The organism is Paenibacillus sp. FSL P4-0338 (assembly GCF_038002365.1).
GTDB lineage: Bacteria > Bacillota > Bacilli > Paenibacillales > Paenibacillaceae > Paenibacillus_AQ.
Map to the genome: position 1 here is coordinate 1,233,430 of NZ_JBBOCG010000001.1, position 16,293 is coordinate 1,249,722.

Sequence of the window (16,293 nt, forward strand, 5' to 3'; positions counted from 1 at the left end):
CATCAAGACATATTCATTACGCTAACTGGAAACGTTAGTTGAATAACACCAGCGGCGGTCTAAGACCTGATAATTAAAGTCTTAGTTCGCCGCTGCTTCATTTAATGGATCAGCCCAATACTTATATTTTACCGAACAGCTTTTGCTTTGGTTCTCTTGCAGGTGCTGACCGGAGTAGCCGCCAAGCATGAACTGGCTTGCTCCTCAGAAGCAGCAGTGCTGGAATCAAATAAAGATTACACGATCCTGTTCGGTATGAGTAATGATCCGAGGTTGGAACTGTTGTTCATAATAAATAGCTTCTTTGCATTTCTCGATTTGATGTGTCAGATAGACATCACCGTGTTGCAGCTTTTCGCGGTATTTGTCACCGCATGAATACTCAGCGAATATACCTTTAATCATAGCCGGGTCAATGCCGCTTTTAAGTAGCTGGCAGATAATATGATAGTCTCGTTCACTACGCGATTTGCTTCGGCTGTTTCCAGTCACATGTTTATATTCAGTAAAAGTTGCTGCGGTAATCTTATCGTACAGTTTGCTGTCCCGAAAATGGGTGCGTAGATCGTCAATAAGTACGCTCGGAGCATGCTCCGGCAGGATAACCAGTTCCAGATGCGGGGGAGTAGGGATGTCCACAGCAGGATAATGATCAAAATCGTCTAGCGTATAGCGGCGGCTGCCATCAAAATGAATAATCTCAACTTTTTTTGGATGATTAGGGTCTTTGCGATGATAACCAACAGGGGCTCTCATGATTCGCGCAGCATCGCCACAAGAATCCGCCCCAGTGTATTTTTCCAGTCGCCGGTTGATGGCCACCACTTCGCCGACCGGATAGGCTGTATCCAGCAAAAAGTACAGGTGATAGCCTCCAGGGGTTTTAACGATGATGTTAGGATAGGGGGCTAGATTTGAGATTATGGCAACTGCTCTTTCATCGGCCATAGCTGGATCGTCAGACAGTAGTTTATAATCTATATCCAACCAGCAGACGGTCGCTATACTTACATTCCGTGCGGAGGTGCGATGAGCATAACCACTTTCTACGTCGATGAGCACTGCGTCGCGCGGGCAAATGGAAAAGAAAACACAGGCATCTCGATTATCCATTTGGATACGCTCTCTAATGTTGCTGTATTTTTTGCGGTTTAGTCCGTAGGTGTGGGTGGACAAATAACCTTGTTGGGCCTTTCGTGAAATCTCGATGTAATAGGGGGACTCCCCGGCACCATCATAAATCGGATTAAAAACAGCTTCTAAAAATTGAGCAACACGTACAGGTTGTACAGGGCTTTGGAACTCAGGATGGCTTGATAGTGATTTGTTTGTTGGCATGTTTACTCTCTCCTTGTAATTTAAGTGATTAGAACGCGCAGAACACAAAAAAACGCCCGAATGCAATTCCAAACCACAAAACCAATAAATCCGAATGGAGGCGGATTTTGGTTTATGGTATTACGGAATCTTACATTCGGGCGCTAATCGCGTCCTGTACACGTTGCTTATGTCCCTATATTATCACAGCCAAACCATAATACAAGCCCATTCACCCCCCCACTTTATTAACAATCTCTTGAGCTCCTGGTCGGCGAGGGGTTCGAGCTTACACATTGTATTTCAATAAGAAAGCTCCTCTGCCATTTGCAGAAGAGCTTTCTTATTATTTTTTGAAATTCACTTGTACAATCTTTTGTTCTGAACTGTGAGAAGGTGCAGTATCCAGGATCTCGCTCGTACCATTGACTTGATCAATGAGTTGCTGTGCTTTCTCCAGGAGAATAAATGTGCAGTAAGGCTTGGCATTTGCACTGCCCGTATTCTTTAATGCGTATTTGAAGCTCTTTACTCGAGATTTTCTCCCCCCGCCTTTATTGGTGATCTTGGAACGGATAACTCCCAAACTCTCCCAAGCTGTTAGAACATTAGCAACTACGTATTCTGCCGATTTGAGAAATCCTTCTAACTCGCTAGTCACAAACACAAGGCATTGTTCTTTTGAGCCATCCAGTTCGATTTCTGCAAATTTACCATATTGCGGATGGTTCTGGTTTCTACCCTGGAAGTGTTTCTCGAAGTTAGTGCTTGCGTAACTAATAGTCGCTTCTAAGGCTTCGATATTTTTATTTTCGATACAAATTTCCCTTAAGTATTGATCTACGTATGAGCAGATATCATCAATCTCTTCCTGATTGACCGCGGAAAGCTGATATTTTTCACAAAGGCTCTCCAGTACGACATGTAAGCCAGCTACGTATTTCGCGTATGATTCGTATCTTGTACAGTCGAAGTGGCGGTCTTCATTGTTGGCAATATATTGGCAGCTATACTTTTCGTATTTAGTCTTAAGGGTCTCTTTATTTTCTAAAGCATAATCGACCAATGGATCAAGCGCGATTCCGTAGGATTTATTTAATAGTGATCCAAGCTGCTTCTGCCACATTCTTAAATGCCCAGGATTGTTAATAATCTTTTCTAGTACTCTATCCATAGGTAGCGGTAGAATACGCCGTGTCAAGCCATCCTTTTTAACGATGGACAGAATGGAAGCCTCTCCTGTAGAAACTACCATTGAAGTGGTATTTTTATCATTTCTAGCGACACCATCAGTCTTAGATTTAACCCCGCGTGAGGAATTAAAGGTAATATATCCGATGTCCTCTAACGTTTTTATATCATTCATTTGTGCATCATCAAAAAACACAGGATGACTGCGATGTGACCGTATGTTTGCTAGAAGCCCGGCATGGGAAGCCCCAACCCAAGTCTGCAGCAAGGGGGTTGATTTTTCCTCGGATTTTCCGATAGGATTCATCGCGGTGTATTGTAGCAGGTTTTTCCCGGTTCCCTTAATCCCGTGGATGTCCAGGACCAAATAGTTGGAGTCGATAATACTACCGGCGGAAAGGGCATTGATATATGAACATGCGTATATGGCGACTGCGAGAGGGTGTGCTTTGAGGTTATTCAAAATATCATTTACGTTTTGAGCAGGATCATCACCATTTTGTACATATCCTTCGTTTATCATCTCTTGAGCCACTTCATCAGGCATATTGATGTAACAATCTTTCCGGCGTGGGCTAATGAAGCGGTTTTTGTCTTTGTTCCAGCCCAAAAAATCAAACTGTTCAACAGACGGGACATATGGAGCATTAATCATTTGGTACGCACTAATATAATCCACAACTTTGCTGAATTCCGAGTTCCGACCGCCCTTAAACTGGAGACCGTTCGTAATGCAAGCTTCTTCATACTCTTTAGTTGCTCTATACAAGTCCGTATCAGCTAATCGAAAAGTTACCCATTCCTGATTCTCATCGTTATAGTAACCAATGTCAGTCTGAGGGATGATCTTATTATTCACCACATCTAAACCAGAGCCAGTGAAGAAACTGCTCTTGATACGTCTCACGATATGAAGCCCTAGAGCCATTGCAGCTGGGAATTTTTTTGGGATTAGGCAGGCTTTATTCCCACGAAAGCTACGATGGTGGAAAAACATATAATCATCAACAGCGTTTGGTGAGATTCGCAGAGTATTGATTAGGTCAACTACAATGTTTTCTTCAGTTTTATCCGGAAAAACGTTCATAATGGCTTGAATGATAGCAGTTCGCTCAGCCTGGTGTGAGGGCTCACCTGCCGTTCTTTTGAAAGTAGCGGAAGCGTTAAGTGCCATTACCATTTCCTGCAGATGTTGGTCATAGGTGCTGGATAGATTAACGTTATTTTTATAAATGAGCAGATGTTTCATTTTTACGAACCTCCTATAATTAGGGGCTCTCATTCATATACACCAATAATTGACCGTTAATATTATGGTGTGTTTTAATAAAAATACGAATGATTCGCCTATTTGGATATTAGGTCGGGATATTTCCAAGAATATCCTGGCCTTATTTGTATGTTTTGACTCTGACATCAATAAAAGACAAAACAAAAAGCCATGTTCTCGGGTAGAAGTGTTCAAAATAAACCGTTCTGATAATCTCAGAAAAGTTAAGTTTGATTCGACACAACACTCTTTAACATGGCTTACATTATATATACATTATGTACATTACTAGAGATAAAACTCAAATCTACTTTCTGCTTGCGGCAATAGTATACCATTAATGATTGAGAATGCAAGACTTAATTTAATGAAATGATCATCCATTTATAGTATTTTTCCTCATCCATTCCTTTACCTCATTCAGATCAAATCTAGGACGTCCTCCTGGGGATAAGGCGTAGTAAGGTAAACCTATCTTACGCAACAATTCTACGTTCCTTCGGGTGGTTTGGATAGTTTCGCAAAGCTCTGTTACAGTTAGGAGCTTCTCTCTATGCTGGTCTGTATCCTCGGTAAAAACTTGTAGTTCCACAGCAAATCCTCCCTTCCTTTCCTATTTTAATTTTAACATGTCAAAATTATTTCACACAATTATTCGATTCGTACTTTTTCGTATTTCTTCCAGTCTAACGTCTCTAGAAAAGATATCGTAGCATCGTTAGGCATAGACCTCTTTACCGGTAAAGTTTAACTGAGTTAAACGGGGTTAAACCAAGTTAAACCGGGCATTCTCAGTGTTTAAACGCGAACAACAGGCAGGCTCCGTTAAACTTGTTTTGCCATGTAAAACAATTCAGTAGGCAGGCTTTTTCATAGGTTACATTCTCTCACTTATCAGAGGAATTCCCTTGGCCCTAGGTTCCTTCGTGAGTTTTACTTTTCCAGTAAAACGAACAAGGAGGCTGGATACTAATGAGAGGTTGTATCAGCAAAAGGAAGAACGGCACGTATGCGTACACAGTGGAGATGGGCAAGAATGCTGAGGGAAAGCGTAGGCAGAAAATGAAAGCGGGTTTCAACACGCGAAAAGAGGCTGAGCAAGCTCTTGCAAAAGTTTTAGCCGACATGGGCAGGGGCAGTTACATTGAGGAAACCAAAGAGACGGTTCAAGAATACTTTACTAAGTTTTTGGAGCTAAAACGACCCAATCTGCGTCCAGGTACTGTAAAGACCTACAAATGGCTTATTGGCTATCATATCATTCCGCAACTTGGGCAAATTCCGCTTACAAGACTTACACCGCACCACTTGGTCACGATGTATGAGAAACTAAGATTAGATGGTGGCTTGTCGCCGCAATCGATTAACCACGTTCATAAAGTGCTGCATGATGGTCTGGCTACGGCGGTTCGGTATGAGACGTTAAACCGGAATGTGGCAGCACTAGTTCAGCCGCCAAAGATCCCTAAAGCCAAGACCAATGTATGGACAGATGTAGAACTTGTGACGTTTTTGGAGTATTCAAAACCGTACCGTTACTACATGATCATACTGCTGGCAGCAACCTGTGGACTGAGAAGGGGAGAGGCCATTGCGCTTAGGTGGGAGGATGTAGACTTTACAAAAGGAACGATAAAAGTTGCGCAGTCATACGTAAGAGGAGAGAAGGGACATGCCTTTCAAGAACCTAAAACAAAAGCGGGAATTCGTACAATCGCATTGCCACAAATGACCATAGATGCTTTAAAGCATCAGAAGGTTTTGCAGGCCAAAGATAAGCTCGCAGCCGGTGTGAAGTACACAGATCATGGTTTAGTCTCACAAACAAAGAATGGACTTCCGATCAACCCGTACTACTTTGAAGCGCGCTGGCTAGACATGCTCAGGAAATCAGGAGTGAAATGTATTCGCTTTCACGACCTTCGGCATACACACGCATCATTGCTTCTTTTACAAAATGTTCATCCAAAGATAGTATCCGAGCGAATGGGGCATTCATCGGTGGGGATAACGCTAGATCGGTATTCGCATACGTATGGTGTAGACTATAAAGCAGCTCAAGAAATAAACCGAATAATCCACTGACGCGAATGTAATGAAAATGAAAAAGCATTGTTGCCTTGCGAAAAAGGCAGCAATGCTTTTTCACTATAGAAGCATCTGTTTGCTTTGGCGATATTCTTCAATTACTATCCCTGCACTTAAATTCATGTTGTTTTCTTGTTTATTTTTGAATAGCTTATAAAACCAATCCCAGATTAACAAGGCGCTTTCCCTATGTTTATAAATATCGTTTTGAAGCTTTCTTGAGCATGTTGTCAGTGTCGATGAATCAACATTGTTTAAAACTTTTTCCCAAAGATCTTCTGCTCTATATGATAGTTTATCTAATCTTGATATGGTCGCTTTGTTTTCAAAATGTTGTTTGTATATATAAAGGGATAAAGGAATAATAGGGGCGATTATGGAAACAAGCGTATTTACAACAATATCATTTCTGATAATGGATACAACACCGATTATTAAAATACATCCTAAAAATAAAAGTCTCAAAAAAATCTGGAATGCATTTCTTAAGTAACTATCCCACGTTGTGTTTACTCTTTGGCACATAATTCTTCCTGCAAAAATATCTGCATTCGAGTATTCTATTGAATACCAGTCTTTTAGATCATTAAGCGATTTATTTTTTAGTGTGTATCTTTTAAATATCTCTTCTAAGTCTTGGATAGCTTTATCTCTAGGTCCACAAAGTGCTCTATTCCATTCTATCTCAAGTACATTTGAATCGAAGATTTCCTGAAACCTTGCTGCTTTTTCCTTTTTATATTTAATGGACCTTTCAAAAAAATATATATTCAATATGATGATAAGAATTGATAATAAAGTTATAAGACCGAGTCCAACTGTATCGGAAGGGGTAAGCAGCTTTACAAAAGGGATCGCGATAGGGAACAATATGCAAAAAATAAATTGGTAGTTAGAAAGGATTTTAGCTTCAGCATAAAGCTGACGCTGGGCTGTAAGAACTTTGATATTAATCTCAGCATTTTGACGAAGCGCAATTGCATTGTCTACAGTGGTCATATCGTAACCTCCTAAGTATATTTTGGGAAATCGCTCCCAAATATCTCTCTCCATTTTCCTATAGATGAAGCGTGATCTCCTTCATCCTCAGCCTTACGCGCCTCAAATGCCTTTGTATAGTCTGCGTATGCTTTGCTTGAAATTTTTAGTTTATCTTCATAAGATAACTGATTCAAATTTCCTTGTATATTTTTGGGGTCTTGTACATCGCTAAAGATCGAAGTGTGAAGGTGTAAAAATAAACCGGGGACTTCAAGGTCTACATAGGAAGATACATTGGAAGTATTATCAAAATAAGAGAGAAGCAAGCATTCTAAAAGATAAGACCCCATCGTAGGCGTTTTCGCCCTTTTATTCCAAAATTTTATTAAACGAATGACATTCAGAACATTCCCATTATGTTTTTGGTTAATCCGTGTTACATTATCACGATCTTTCCGAGGATCTGTTTTTTTCCAATTACCTTTTCCGTCTGGTATAATATAGTAGGTTCTACCAAATGAATCGGCACTTGTAAAAAAGCAAGGAACTATATCAAAAATCCAGGAGTACGTTTTTAACTTTAAAGTAGCAGCCTCGTTGTTTCGTTTGATGTCAGCTTTTTCATATTGAGGGACGTTCTTTAAACCTCCTATAAACCTGTTGATCACTTTTCTTGAGTTAAGTTTGTCGCTATCCTCATGACACAAAGAATACAAGTCCGTTGCAGAGCTAGGAACTATTATTTCTATTTTGCCAAAATAGTCTTCTGAATAAGTGCTTCCTTGACCGCCTAAACCGATCATCAGATCAATATCATCCAACTCTCGAATTTTTGTTCTTCTTTCAAAAGAGCCAAAATGAATATCGATATCATTATAAAGCTTGAGAAAACCATCTTGTGAATCAAAGTTATCTATTTGTTTTATTAACCAGTCTCTACTACCACGAGCAATTAATGTTTCATCTGAATCTAAATTTACATAGTTCTTCATAAACTCACTAAAGGCGTTGTTAACCGTAGTAGCCATAGATATAATCCCCTTTGTTTAACAAATAAGATTCATTAGCACTCTTTACCTTTGAGTGCTAATGAAGAACATTCTATAGCATATTTTTCTATAATTCAAGTTTTTTATGCAAACAAACGTTCGACATTTATCGACAACATACTGGGCAGTATAAGTTGTTATCTTTGGTTGATTGTTTGTTGACTGAACATTTTTAATTGCTACGGGTTTAATTCACCGCAGCTTGCTGAGTTTGAGTAACATGGTTGTGGATGCCCCGTAACTTGCTGCGGGGTTCTTTATTGAAAAGGTTTTTGCCTTTATAGTCAAAGATTACTCAAAAAGAATGTATAGCTTAAAAGTTGTAGTCTGATAGGTTGAGTCATTCATCGGTGGGGATTAAACCAGATGAATACTCGCATACCTATGGAGAGGACTATGGGTCAATGGAGAATTCGATACACTGATCTATCCCGCTAACTTATGTTTATCTTTGTAAAATGAGGATAACTGTAAAGTAAACCGAGCCCAAGGCTATTAACTGGGCTGGGTATTCAAATTTTATTGTTATTGAATACTCAGTATTGTCTACGATAAAACAAGAACAGAGGACGTGATATTACCGGATCGACCACCTAAATCTATGACTATGCCAGTGGACCGCATGATGTGTCGCAATTCTTATTGGGCAGACAGTGTAGTACCCTCCATAATCATGAAATGCTCGTCCATTACGATAAGAGGCCAATATTTTAAGGACTCTATTTACATCTATTTAAGAATAGTATATATTGCACTATAGGGAGGTGAACAAAGAAAGAAATTATTTCAAACAATAATTTCATAAAATCATAATTTCATTATAATATTTCAAGGAGAGGATTTTATTATTATACTACAGGACTTTAAACAATACTTAAGCATAAGAGCAATCACAGCTAGAACAAAGGAAAGGTACATAAGTGACATCACATACTACATAGATAAGTGCGTTGGCATTAAGTTTCCCGAAGACAAGTTTGAAATCTACTTCTCTGAAAGCTATATGAAGTATTATTTGGAACAACGGAAAAGTTCTACTGCACGAGCAGCTCTGCGAAATCTGCTAGAGTGTTTTAAAGAGAAAAAAAGAATTGATGCTGCTGAGTATTTGTTGATATTAGAAAGGATTCAGCAGTTCTTTGAAAAAGAAGAAAAGAAGCAAGTGATTTTTTTATCACAAGACCAGATCAACTTCTTATTAAGTTCAAGAATTGAGTATACAAAGAAACAACAGGCTTATAAAGAAGTGTTGTCCGCAACGATTGCACTGTCGTACTATTTCGTGTTTGATCAAGATCTCATTTTCAAGCTTAAAAATAGCGATGTTGATATTGATAATAGAAGGATAAGAAATCTTAGAGCGGAAGCAGAGAATAAGGCTTGTAAGTGGTTAACAATAGGTGATGAGGCATATGAGATGTTAATTCCTTATATCCAAACCCGGCAAAATTCCTCTCCAAATGCATCGTTACTATATATTAGAGGTATACCTGCTAATAACTCTAATATTAACTATTTATTTAGTATATTGAAATCGAAGGCAAACTATAACTTTCTTCAAACAACTGTGGACGTAAGAGGAATTATCCGAAGTCGTATACTTAATGATCTGTACAGGACAGAGGGCAAAGCTGCTATCGATTTCCTAAGAATATTTGGGCTGAAAAGGAGTACTCAATTAGAAAACGCCTTGGAAAAGTTCCTGACCGATGTAAATAGCGAAGAAGAAGCAATCTAAGTTGACTAGCTGTTGACTCAGCCTTTCAATTTTGTATAGCCAATATTTCAGTTAATCGGATGTATAGTTCTGCTGGGCGTACCATTCCTTTAGGCTCAGGCAGCTCTGACGGTAATCTGCGATGCGAGTTTGCCAGAGTTGTCGCCGTTCTTCTCAATCCATTCGACTTTTCCTCTGTCTTATAGACAGCTTTATTTTGACAGAGGTGCGGGTTACTCATAGGTGGAATGTGCTTGACGCTTACACAGGTACTTGCATACGCATGGGTCGATTATGGGGCCGCTGAAGAAATGGATGGGGTTTTAAGAAGATAATCGAAAGGGCGAGTACTCAAGGTTTCTCTTAGAGAAACCTTGAGTACTCGCTGGCATTTGGATTCTATAGTGATTGTAACTAGTTTTTACAGCCGTTCTTATCACAAGTGATCTTAGAACTAGTGTTCAACCAATGGCTTGGGTGTTCCCTCGTATTAGAACCACACCCAGTCATACCTCCTGTCGTACCACTATGAACGATTCCGGTTGAAATGTGCTTTACAGACATGAATTTACACCTCCACTAATGAAGTATTTGATAATGTAACGGTAGAAATTCTAACATTGTTTATAAAAATTTTATGCGGGATCAGCATCAAGGATATTTGAAAAGTAGTTATTCACATCAATATCACTATCTATCTTATTTATTAACGTATTCAAACTCTCTTCAAAAAGTAAAATTTTTATTGAATCATTTCGATCATACTGCTTATCGAATCTTTTACATACAACTTGATCTAGTTTGAGCTCTTTTTCTCGAAGCTTCTTTTTACATTCACGAGCAGCTGTATAACTAAAATCAATAACGGTGTAGTAGTAACCATTATCGAAGCCCCAATACCAGTTATATGAATTGTGTTGTAGCACTCGGTTAAAGAAAAAGATAAGAATATCATTGCTAATTGAATTGTCAACGCTTATAACAGCACGATCAATAGTGGTTCTCAGCATTGCGTACAGTGTGGCAGCAACGCAATCATATGAGTAATAAAGGGGGGAACCGTGTCTTTGGGGAGAACCTTTAGCAACAGATAGAAAATCAACATAACGATTATATCTTTTTGGTTCAATCGCTAAATAAGGTAATACACTTTCTAAAACATCTTTTGTAAACATACTGCTAAAAAGATTAGCTTTACTATTACGCAGTTGATTAGATACATCTTTTTGGGCAATTTGGTAAGAGCTAATTGTTTTAATACAATTACTAAAAATCTGAATACATGCTGGAACGTAAAACTTGTAATAGTTAGATTCCTTAGCGGTTGAAAATGCTAAAGAATTGATATAAGGAACATTGTTGATACGACATTCTTTCATAACTTCCTGGACGGGCTCAATTAATTCTAAATGTTCTTCACACACGTCTGCATACAGACGTCTAATCGAGCAGTCACGGCTTTTATTAAATTTGATCAATCTTAATAAATAATCATCTGCTGTATCGGCAGAAGCTATGTTAACTTCATCTTCATTGATCGCATGTTTTCCTATGAATAAGACGGGTAAATGTTTATAATCCTGACAGACTTTAATCAACCCTTGTAATATTACAGGCGAAGGTGTTTCATTTTTCCCTACTATAATGATAGCGTCTGCACCAGCAAATGGGATTACTCTCTCTATGTCATCCTGGTCCCCAAGACCTCGAGTATCAACAATTCTTAATACATCAATATCATTTATATTCATTTGAGAATATAATTCTTTGTTCGCAGGAACTTCCATTGTTATGCGATTAAAAAATGCATTGGGGGTATTAATAATTGTGAAAACTTCCTGAAGTGATTTACCATTTAAATACTGTGTAGCGTAGGCATTTACAATTTGTTCATATTTATCGTTTGATCGTTCTATTTTTTGAAAATCTTCAATATTTCTTAGGAATGATTCAAATCCAGCGTCCCCAAAAGGATCGAGGTCAGAATCTTTAGAGTATTTAATATTGCAAAAAACAGAATTAACTTTTATAGATTTATAATCTCCGAAAAGATATTCAATAGTCACTTTTGTAGTGCCTGCATGCCCATCACTGGATGAGGCATATTTCAACTGTTGCGGAGATTCTGCCAAATGTCGGATGAGTGTGCTTTTCCCACAACCCGACTCTCCTATAAAAACTATTTTGACTTCTTGCTGTTTATCCACTCAGCATGCCTCCAGAATTATTAGAATAATAGTTCGATTTGTCAAAATAACTGAATAAAATTCCATCTTAACTATATCATTACAATCAAAGCGTTGTATATTGTAATTCTTCATTAATTCTTCAGTTTAATTGTTGAATGTGCAAAATTGAAGCTGGATTCTCTTAAGCATAGACGATTTACGAGTTAGGTTGACCTGAAGTTGATTCGGTGTATGCGTGTTAACTTGTGAAGCAACAAATAGCCCATCTCTATATGAAGTAGCTTCAGTCTCACCATTTCCCAGCGCTTGGATAGCAAGGCTGCTTTGAGCGTAAGAAAGAAGGCAAGGCCTACATTGGTGGTTATGCCGGTCAGCACCCGCTACACTTTCATGGAGTGAAGGCTTTGTGCTGCTCATGCGGAGGACGATGTAAGATTCGTCTCCCCAGAGTCGTTCGATTGTGGGAGGACAGAATGGTTGGGAGAATGATTGGGAGGACGACCTTTAGCCCATTGGGAACGGGCTTAAGAGCTTTCGTCCTCCCAGTCTCCCTAAAGAAGAACAGAAGAAAAACGGAACAATCAAGAAAGGGACAAGTGCACAATTTCGGAAAGGCAAAAAGCTGGGAGGCTGGGAGGATGATATATATATTATTTTATTTTAAAGTTGTTGTTACCTTGTTCTAGCTCATTTTGGCTTGTAACTCCCGTCATATCTCCCATAGGTCTCCCAACCTCCCAACCCAAAATCCTGCAAAGCGAGAGGAAATATCCTTGTTACCTCGCAGAAAGTGCTTTCTCCAGCTTGTGGTTGACTCCTTGTTGACTTGAGATACCTCCTAGCACTCTGTACGAACCCTGCATCGCCATAAATTCAGCACAAAGAGCCCGCGCCGGACGCGGGCTCTTGGACTTTATTCTTTCCCAGTAGCCACCGGATTCTCCTCATAACTAATCCAGTCGCTCCAGCTCCCCGCATACAGCCGCACATTATTGAATCCAGCCTTCTCCAGTGCCAGGATGTTCGGGCAGGCGGTTACGCCGGAGCCGCAGTAGACGATGATCTCCGCATCCTTGCTCAGTCCGGCGAAATGCTCCTGAAGCTCATCCGCGCTCCTCCAGCTGCCGTCTGCGTTCTGCGTGTCTTTCCAGAAGTAGTTGAGCGCGCCGGGGATATGGCCGGCCTTCTTATCAAGAGTCTCATTCTGGCCGTGATAGCGGTCATTGGCCCGGGAATCGATCAGCACGGGAAGAGTAGGTACGGTATCCGTAACGTTGACGTCATTCCCAGACTTAGCGCCAGCATTATTAACTGTCTTCTCCGACACCTCCCGCACCTCCTCAACTCCCGCCAGCATCTGAGGCTGAACATTAGCTGTAAAGGTACTAGGCACCCGCACCAGCTGGTGATCCGTCACCGGATATTTCCCCTCTTTCCACTGGCTGAAGCCGCCTTCCAGAATGTATACCTGCTCATGCCCCAGGTAACGCAGCAGCCACCACAGACGGGCGGCGTTCATGCCGTTCTCATCGTCGTAGGCGACAATGCGAGTATCATTGCCGATGCCGAGCTTCGAGAGCCTGGCGGCCAGCACCTGCGGGTCTGGCAGGGGATGGCGTCCGCCATGTTCGCCTACAGGAGCAGACAGATCCAATTCCAAATCGAGATAGACCGCGCCTGGAATATGCTCTTGTTCATAGCTGTCTCTGCCGGCCCCGGGCTTGTCCAGGGTGAACCGGCAGTCCACGATGGTCTGCTCCGGCTCATAGAGTCTGGCGAGCAGCCAGCGTTTGTTAACGGTTGCGTCCATATGTATCCCATCCTTTGCTTGTATCATTTGGATTATATTATAGCGGATAATCAGCCGCTCCGCATATTATCGAACTGGTGCAAGCATGGGCTTATCAGATCCGGAGTGATCGTGATAGTGAGCGGGCTGCGATCCTATACAGTTTTACCAGAAACAAAAAAAGCTCAGGACTCGCCTGAGCAATTGCGAACGTTGTTGTGAAATTCAGAGTTTCAGCTATCCCCTCCGGGCCGGAATCTGTGATACTGTAGGCATTGACAACAATTGGTTCGAGCCTTGCAGCGGTTGTATTGGTGATGCGAAGCTCGACAAACTGTGAGATTACTGTTCCAGTAGGTTCAAGGTTGGGCACTGCACCGATAGTATAAATTGGCATTTGCAAGTCCTCCTTTTCTCTTGATAATGCAATGTATGTAAATTTGATAGATTGTTTTGTATAATTGTCTTTCGTTAACTAAAAAAGGCGACTGGATCAGAGGATAGCGAACCGCCCCAATCCTAGTAGAGTTGACAGCGCAGTATCCGGATTCTACAATTGCTTCTGAACGTACAGGTGGAAACGGCTTTACCGTCCTTTTAGGGACGGCACCGTTTCAGCGAGAAATAGAAGGATAATTTATAACGTGAAACATATAAATTCTATATTTTAAGAAAGGGGGCATAAGCCTACGGAAGCTACATGGAGTCAGGCCTGGCCTGAATGGAAGGGTACGCTGTGCAAACGGAGCGGAGGCTGGAATAATACAACGTATTTTGTGGAGAGCGGGGAACGCCGAGCTGTGCTGCGCGTCTATGATACACATAGAGACAGGAATAAAATAGAGTTCGAGCATACTATCCTGCAGAAGCTAAACGCATTGAATCTTCCTTTTACAATACCTGTTCCGATTCTTACCGTTACGGGGGAGACGTTAGTACAATTGGAGGATGGCACAGATAAATTTGCCTGCCTGTTCAGGTATATTGAAGGAGAATCTCCCACCGAACAGGATTTTGGCTTCTATGATTCGCTCGGAGAGGCGGCAGGCACATTATCCGTTGCCCTGACTAAGGTGGAGACAGGGATAGCCCCAGTATACCGTCCATACTATGAGCTGCGGACCTCCTATCCGCTGTGCACCCGTGAAGCGCTACATGGTCTGGTGACGGACCCGCCTGAATCTCTGAAGGAGCTGCTGCCAGAGCTGACAGTATTAGTGGAGGCCTACGACAATGTGGCTGACTCGCTGGAACAGCTTCAGAGCCTGCCGCATCAGCTGGTGCACGGCGATCTGAATGCTTCCAACCTGCTGGTGGATGGAGCGGATACTACCCGGGTGACGGCACTGCTGGATTTTGAATTTTGCACCAGGGATGTAAGGGTTATGGATGCTGCAGTAATTCTGTCGGCCTTGCTCAGTCATGAGGAATCGGAGAAGGTCATTCGTGATTTCTGGAGGGGGTATAATCGCATAGTCTCGCTGACTCCCGAAGAACTGGCGGCTATTCCGGTGCTTATGCTCCTCCGTAAAATAGATGTGTTCCTGCATTTCGTCACCCGTTACTGGGAAGGGACCGATGAGGTGAATGTCCTGCAGCAGCAGGTGAGGGAGCTGGCGGCAGAGGTCTCTGCGATGTAGGAGGGAAGCTTGCGCTCCCTTCAAGCTTCCTCAAGCAAGCTTTCTTACAGGAAAAGCTGCTGATTATGTATTCTTTTCATAAGCTCTCTGCCAGACCGGACGACTTCGGGTTGATGATGGTGAGTACCCCAGCAGATATCGCCGAGGGCCATTTTGATGCAGCATATTTGTATTTCAGCAGACTGGTCCTTAAGCACTTCAGGTCCATACCCTGCGAAATAGGCATCTCTGACTGACGGATGATCTATGAAATATCTGGCGAACAGAATGGAGAAGTTGTCCACAGCCAGCCCCCACAACATATTCTCGAAGTCGATCATTCCCGTCAAAATCCCCTGGTCATTCACCAGCCAGTTGCCAGGCGTAGAGTCCCAGCTAATAGGCACAGGTGCGCTATGCCGGAGGATATGAACATTCTGAAGTGCCCAGTCTGTTAACCTTCGTTCATAGGCTTGCAGCAGCCCCTCATCAACACACTGAGAAGTTAAGTCCTGAATGGCAGCAGCAACATACTTCACCGGGTCAGCGTTGTGACTTAGCTCTATCGGGTTTCCGTATTGATCGGGGCGGCCGAACCAGCGGCCTGTCTGCGATAGGTGCAGAATCTTCGTTAATTCACCTGCCTTATAAAAAGCGGCTTCAGCAGCACTCGGGCTTAGTGCCGTCTCTCTCATAATGGACCCATCGATTGCAGTAATTAGTATAGCCTGCCAACCCTCCCCCTCGTAAGCAGCCATTAAATCAGGCACATACGACTTCAAGTGACCAACCCAATGACGGTATGCATAGACTTCCGGGTGCCATCTCTGTTTGCGGCTGTATGTTTTTATGTAATAACATTTAGAGTCCTGCTCGGCTTGCAGCTTCCAGACCCCGGTCCTTGCACTATTCTGTCTGTAATTCTCCAAGACTTGAAAGCTGCCAATGTCGGACTGTACCCGCCCGTACAACGCTGATGGATGGATATCCAGTGGATTCATGCTCTGCTGATCCTCCTTCATAATAAGTGTTAATCACTATTTTACAGTAATATCCTATCACAGGAAGTTCACTAATCCATAG

General features: G+C 41.7%; 12 protein-coding genes. 3 read left to right on the forward strand and 9 right to left on the reverse strand.

Annotated elements, in window-relative coordinates; translation table 11 throughout:
- Nucleotides 1–225: 225 nt before the first annotated feature.
- Nucleotides 226–1,338, reverse strand: a complete 1,113-nt coding sequence (locus MKZ07_RS05335) for a hypothetical protein (RefSeq protein WP_341024927.1) — start codon at nucleotides 1,336–1,338, stop codon at nucleotides 226–228.
- A gap of 325 nt (nucleotides 1,339–1,663) precedes the next feature.
- On the reverse strand, nucleotides 1,664–3,757 hold the full coding sequence (locus tag MKZ07_RS05340) for a hypothetical protein (RefSeq protein WP_341024930.1): 2,094 nt from the start codon (nucleotides 3,755–3,757) through the stop codon (nucleotides 1,664–1,666).
- A gap of 993 nt (nucleotides 3,758–4,750) precedes the next feature.
- Between MKZ07_RS05340 and MKZ07_RS05345 the strand changes: the two genes are divergently transcribed.
- Entirely contained in the window at nucleotides 4,751–5,863 is a 1,113-nt protein-coding gene (locus MKZ07_RS05345) for a tyrosine-type recombinase/integrase (protein WP_341024932.1), read from the forward strand.
- Between the two features lie 63 nt (nucleotides 5,864–5,926).
- Here the strand turns inward: MKZ07_RS05345 and MKZ07_RS05350 are convergent, their stop codons facing one another.
- The 3 genes from MKZ07_RS05350 to MKZ07_RS33520 all read right to left on the reverse strand — a co-directional run bounded on the left by MKZ07_RS05350 (nucleotide 5,927) and on the right by MKZ07_RS33520 (nucleotide 8,602).
- Entirely contained in the window at nucleotides 5,927–6,865 is a 939-nt protein-coding gene (locus MKZ07_RS05350; RefSeq protein WP_341024935.1) for an S-4TM family putative pore-forming effector, read from the reverse strand.
- An 11-nt stretch (nucleotides 6,866–6,876) separates the two neighbouring features.
- Nucleotides 6,877–7,875, reverse strand: coding sequence for a nucleotidyltransferase (locus MKZ07_RS05355; protein WP_341024937.1), 999 nt, complete (start codon nucleotides 7,873–7,875; stop codon nucleotides 6,877–6,879).
- 598 nt (nucleotides 7,876–8,473) lie between these two features.
- Entirely contained in the window at nucleotides 8,474–8,602 is a 129-nt protein-coding gene (locus MKZ07_RS33520; RefSeq protein ID WP_445670272.1) for a DUF1883 domain-containing protein, read from the reverse strand.
- A 309-nt stretch (nucleotides 8,603–8,911) separates the two neighbouring features.
- Between MKZ07_RS33520 and MKZ07_RS05360 the strand changes: the two genes are divergently transcribed.
- A complete protein-coding gene (locus MKZ07_RS05360; RefSeq protein WP_341024940.1) occupies nucleotides 8,912–9,634 on the forward strand; it encodes a hypothetical protein in 723 nt (240 codons plus the stop codon).
- 614 nt (nucleotides 9,635–10,248) lie between these two features.
- On the opposite strand, the gene MKZ07_RS05365 is transcribed toward MKZ07_RS05360, so the two are convergent.
- The 3 genes from MKZ07_RS05365 to MKZ07_RS05375 form a co-directional block, all read right to left on the reverse strand.
- Nucleotides 10,249–11,820, reverse strand: a complete 1,572-nt coding sequence (locus MKZ07_RS05365; protein WP_341024943.1) for a hypothetical protein — start codon at nucleotides 11,818–11,820, stop codon at nucleotides 10,249–10,251.
- Nucleotides 11,821–12,715: 895 nt separating this feature from the next.
- Nucleotides 12,716–13,612: a sulfurtransferase gene (locus tag MKZ07_RS05370; protein ID WP_341024946.1), complete on the reverse strand. Its 897-nt coding sequence runs from the start codon at nucleotides 13,610–13,612 to the stop codon at nucleotides 12,716–12,718.
- A gap of 94 nt (nucleotides 13,613–13,706) precedes the next feature.
- Complete coding sequence (locus MKZ07_RS05375) at nucleotides 13,707–13,988, reverse strand: hypothetical protein (protein WP_076154029.1); 282 nt, start codon at nucleotides 13,986–13,988, stop codon at nucleotides 13,707–13,709.
- Nucleotides 13,989–14,325: 337 nt separating this feature from the next.
- Here MKZ07_RS05375 and MKZ07_RS05380 point away from each other — a divergent pair, with 337 nt between their 5' ends.
- Complete coding sequence (locus MKZ07_RS05380; RefSeq protein WP_051493382.1) at nucleotides 14,326–15,231, forward strand: phosphotransferase; 906 nt, start codon at nucleotides 14,326–14,328, stop codon at nucleotides 15,229–15,231.
- A gap of 44 nt (nucleotides 15,232–15,275) precedes the next feature.
- Here MKZ07_RS05380 and MKZ07_RS05385 read toward each other — a convergent pair whose 3' ends face one another.
- Nucleotides 15,276–16,211, reverse strand: coding sequence for an aminoglycoside phosphotransferase family protein (locus tag MKZ07_RS05385; protein ID WP_076154027.1), 936 nt, complete (start codon nucleotides 16,209–16,211; stop codon nucleotides 15,276–15,278).
- Nucleotides 16,212–16,293 lie beyond the last annotated feature (82 nt).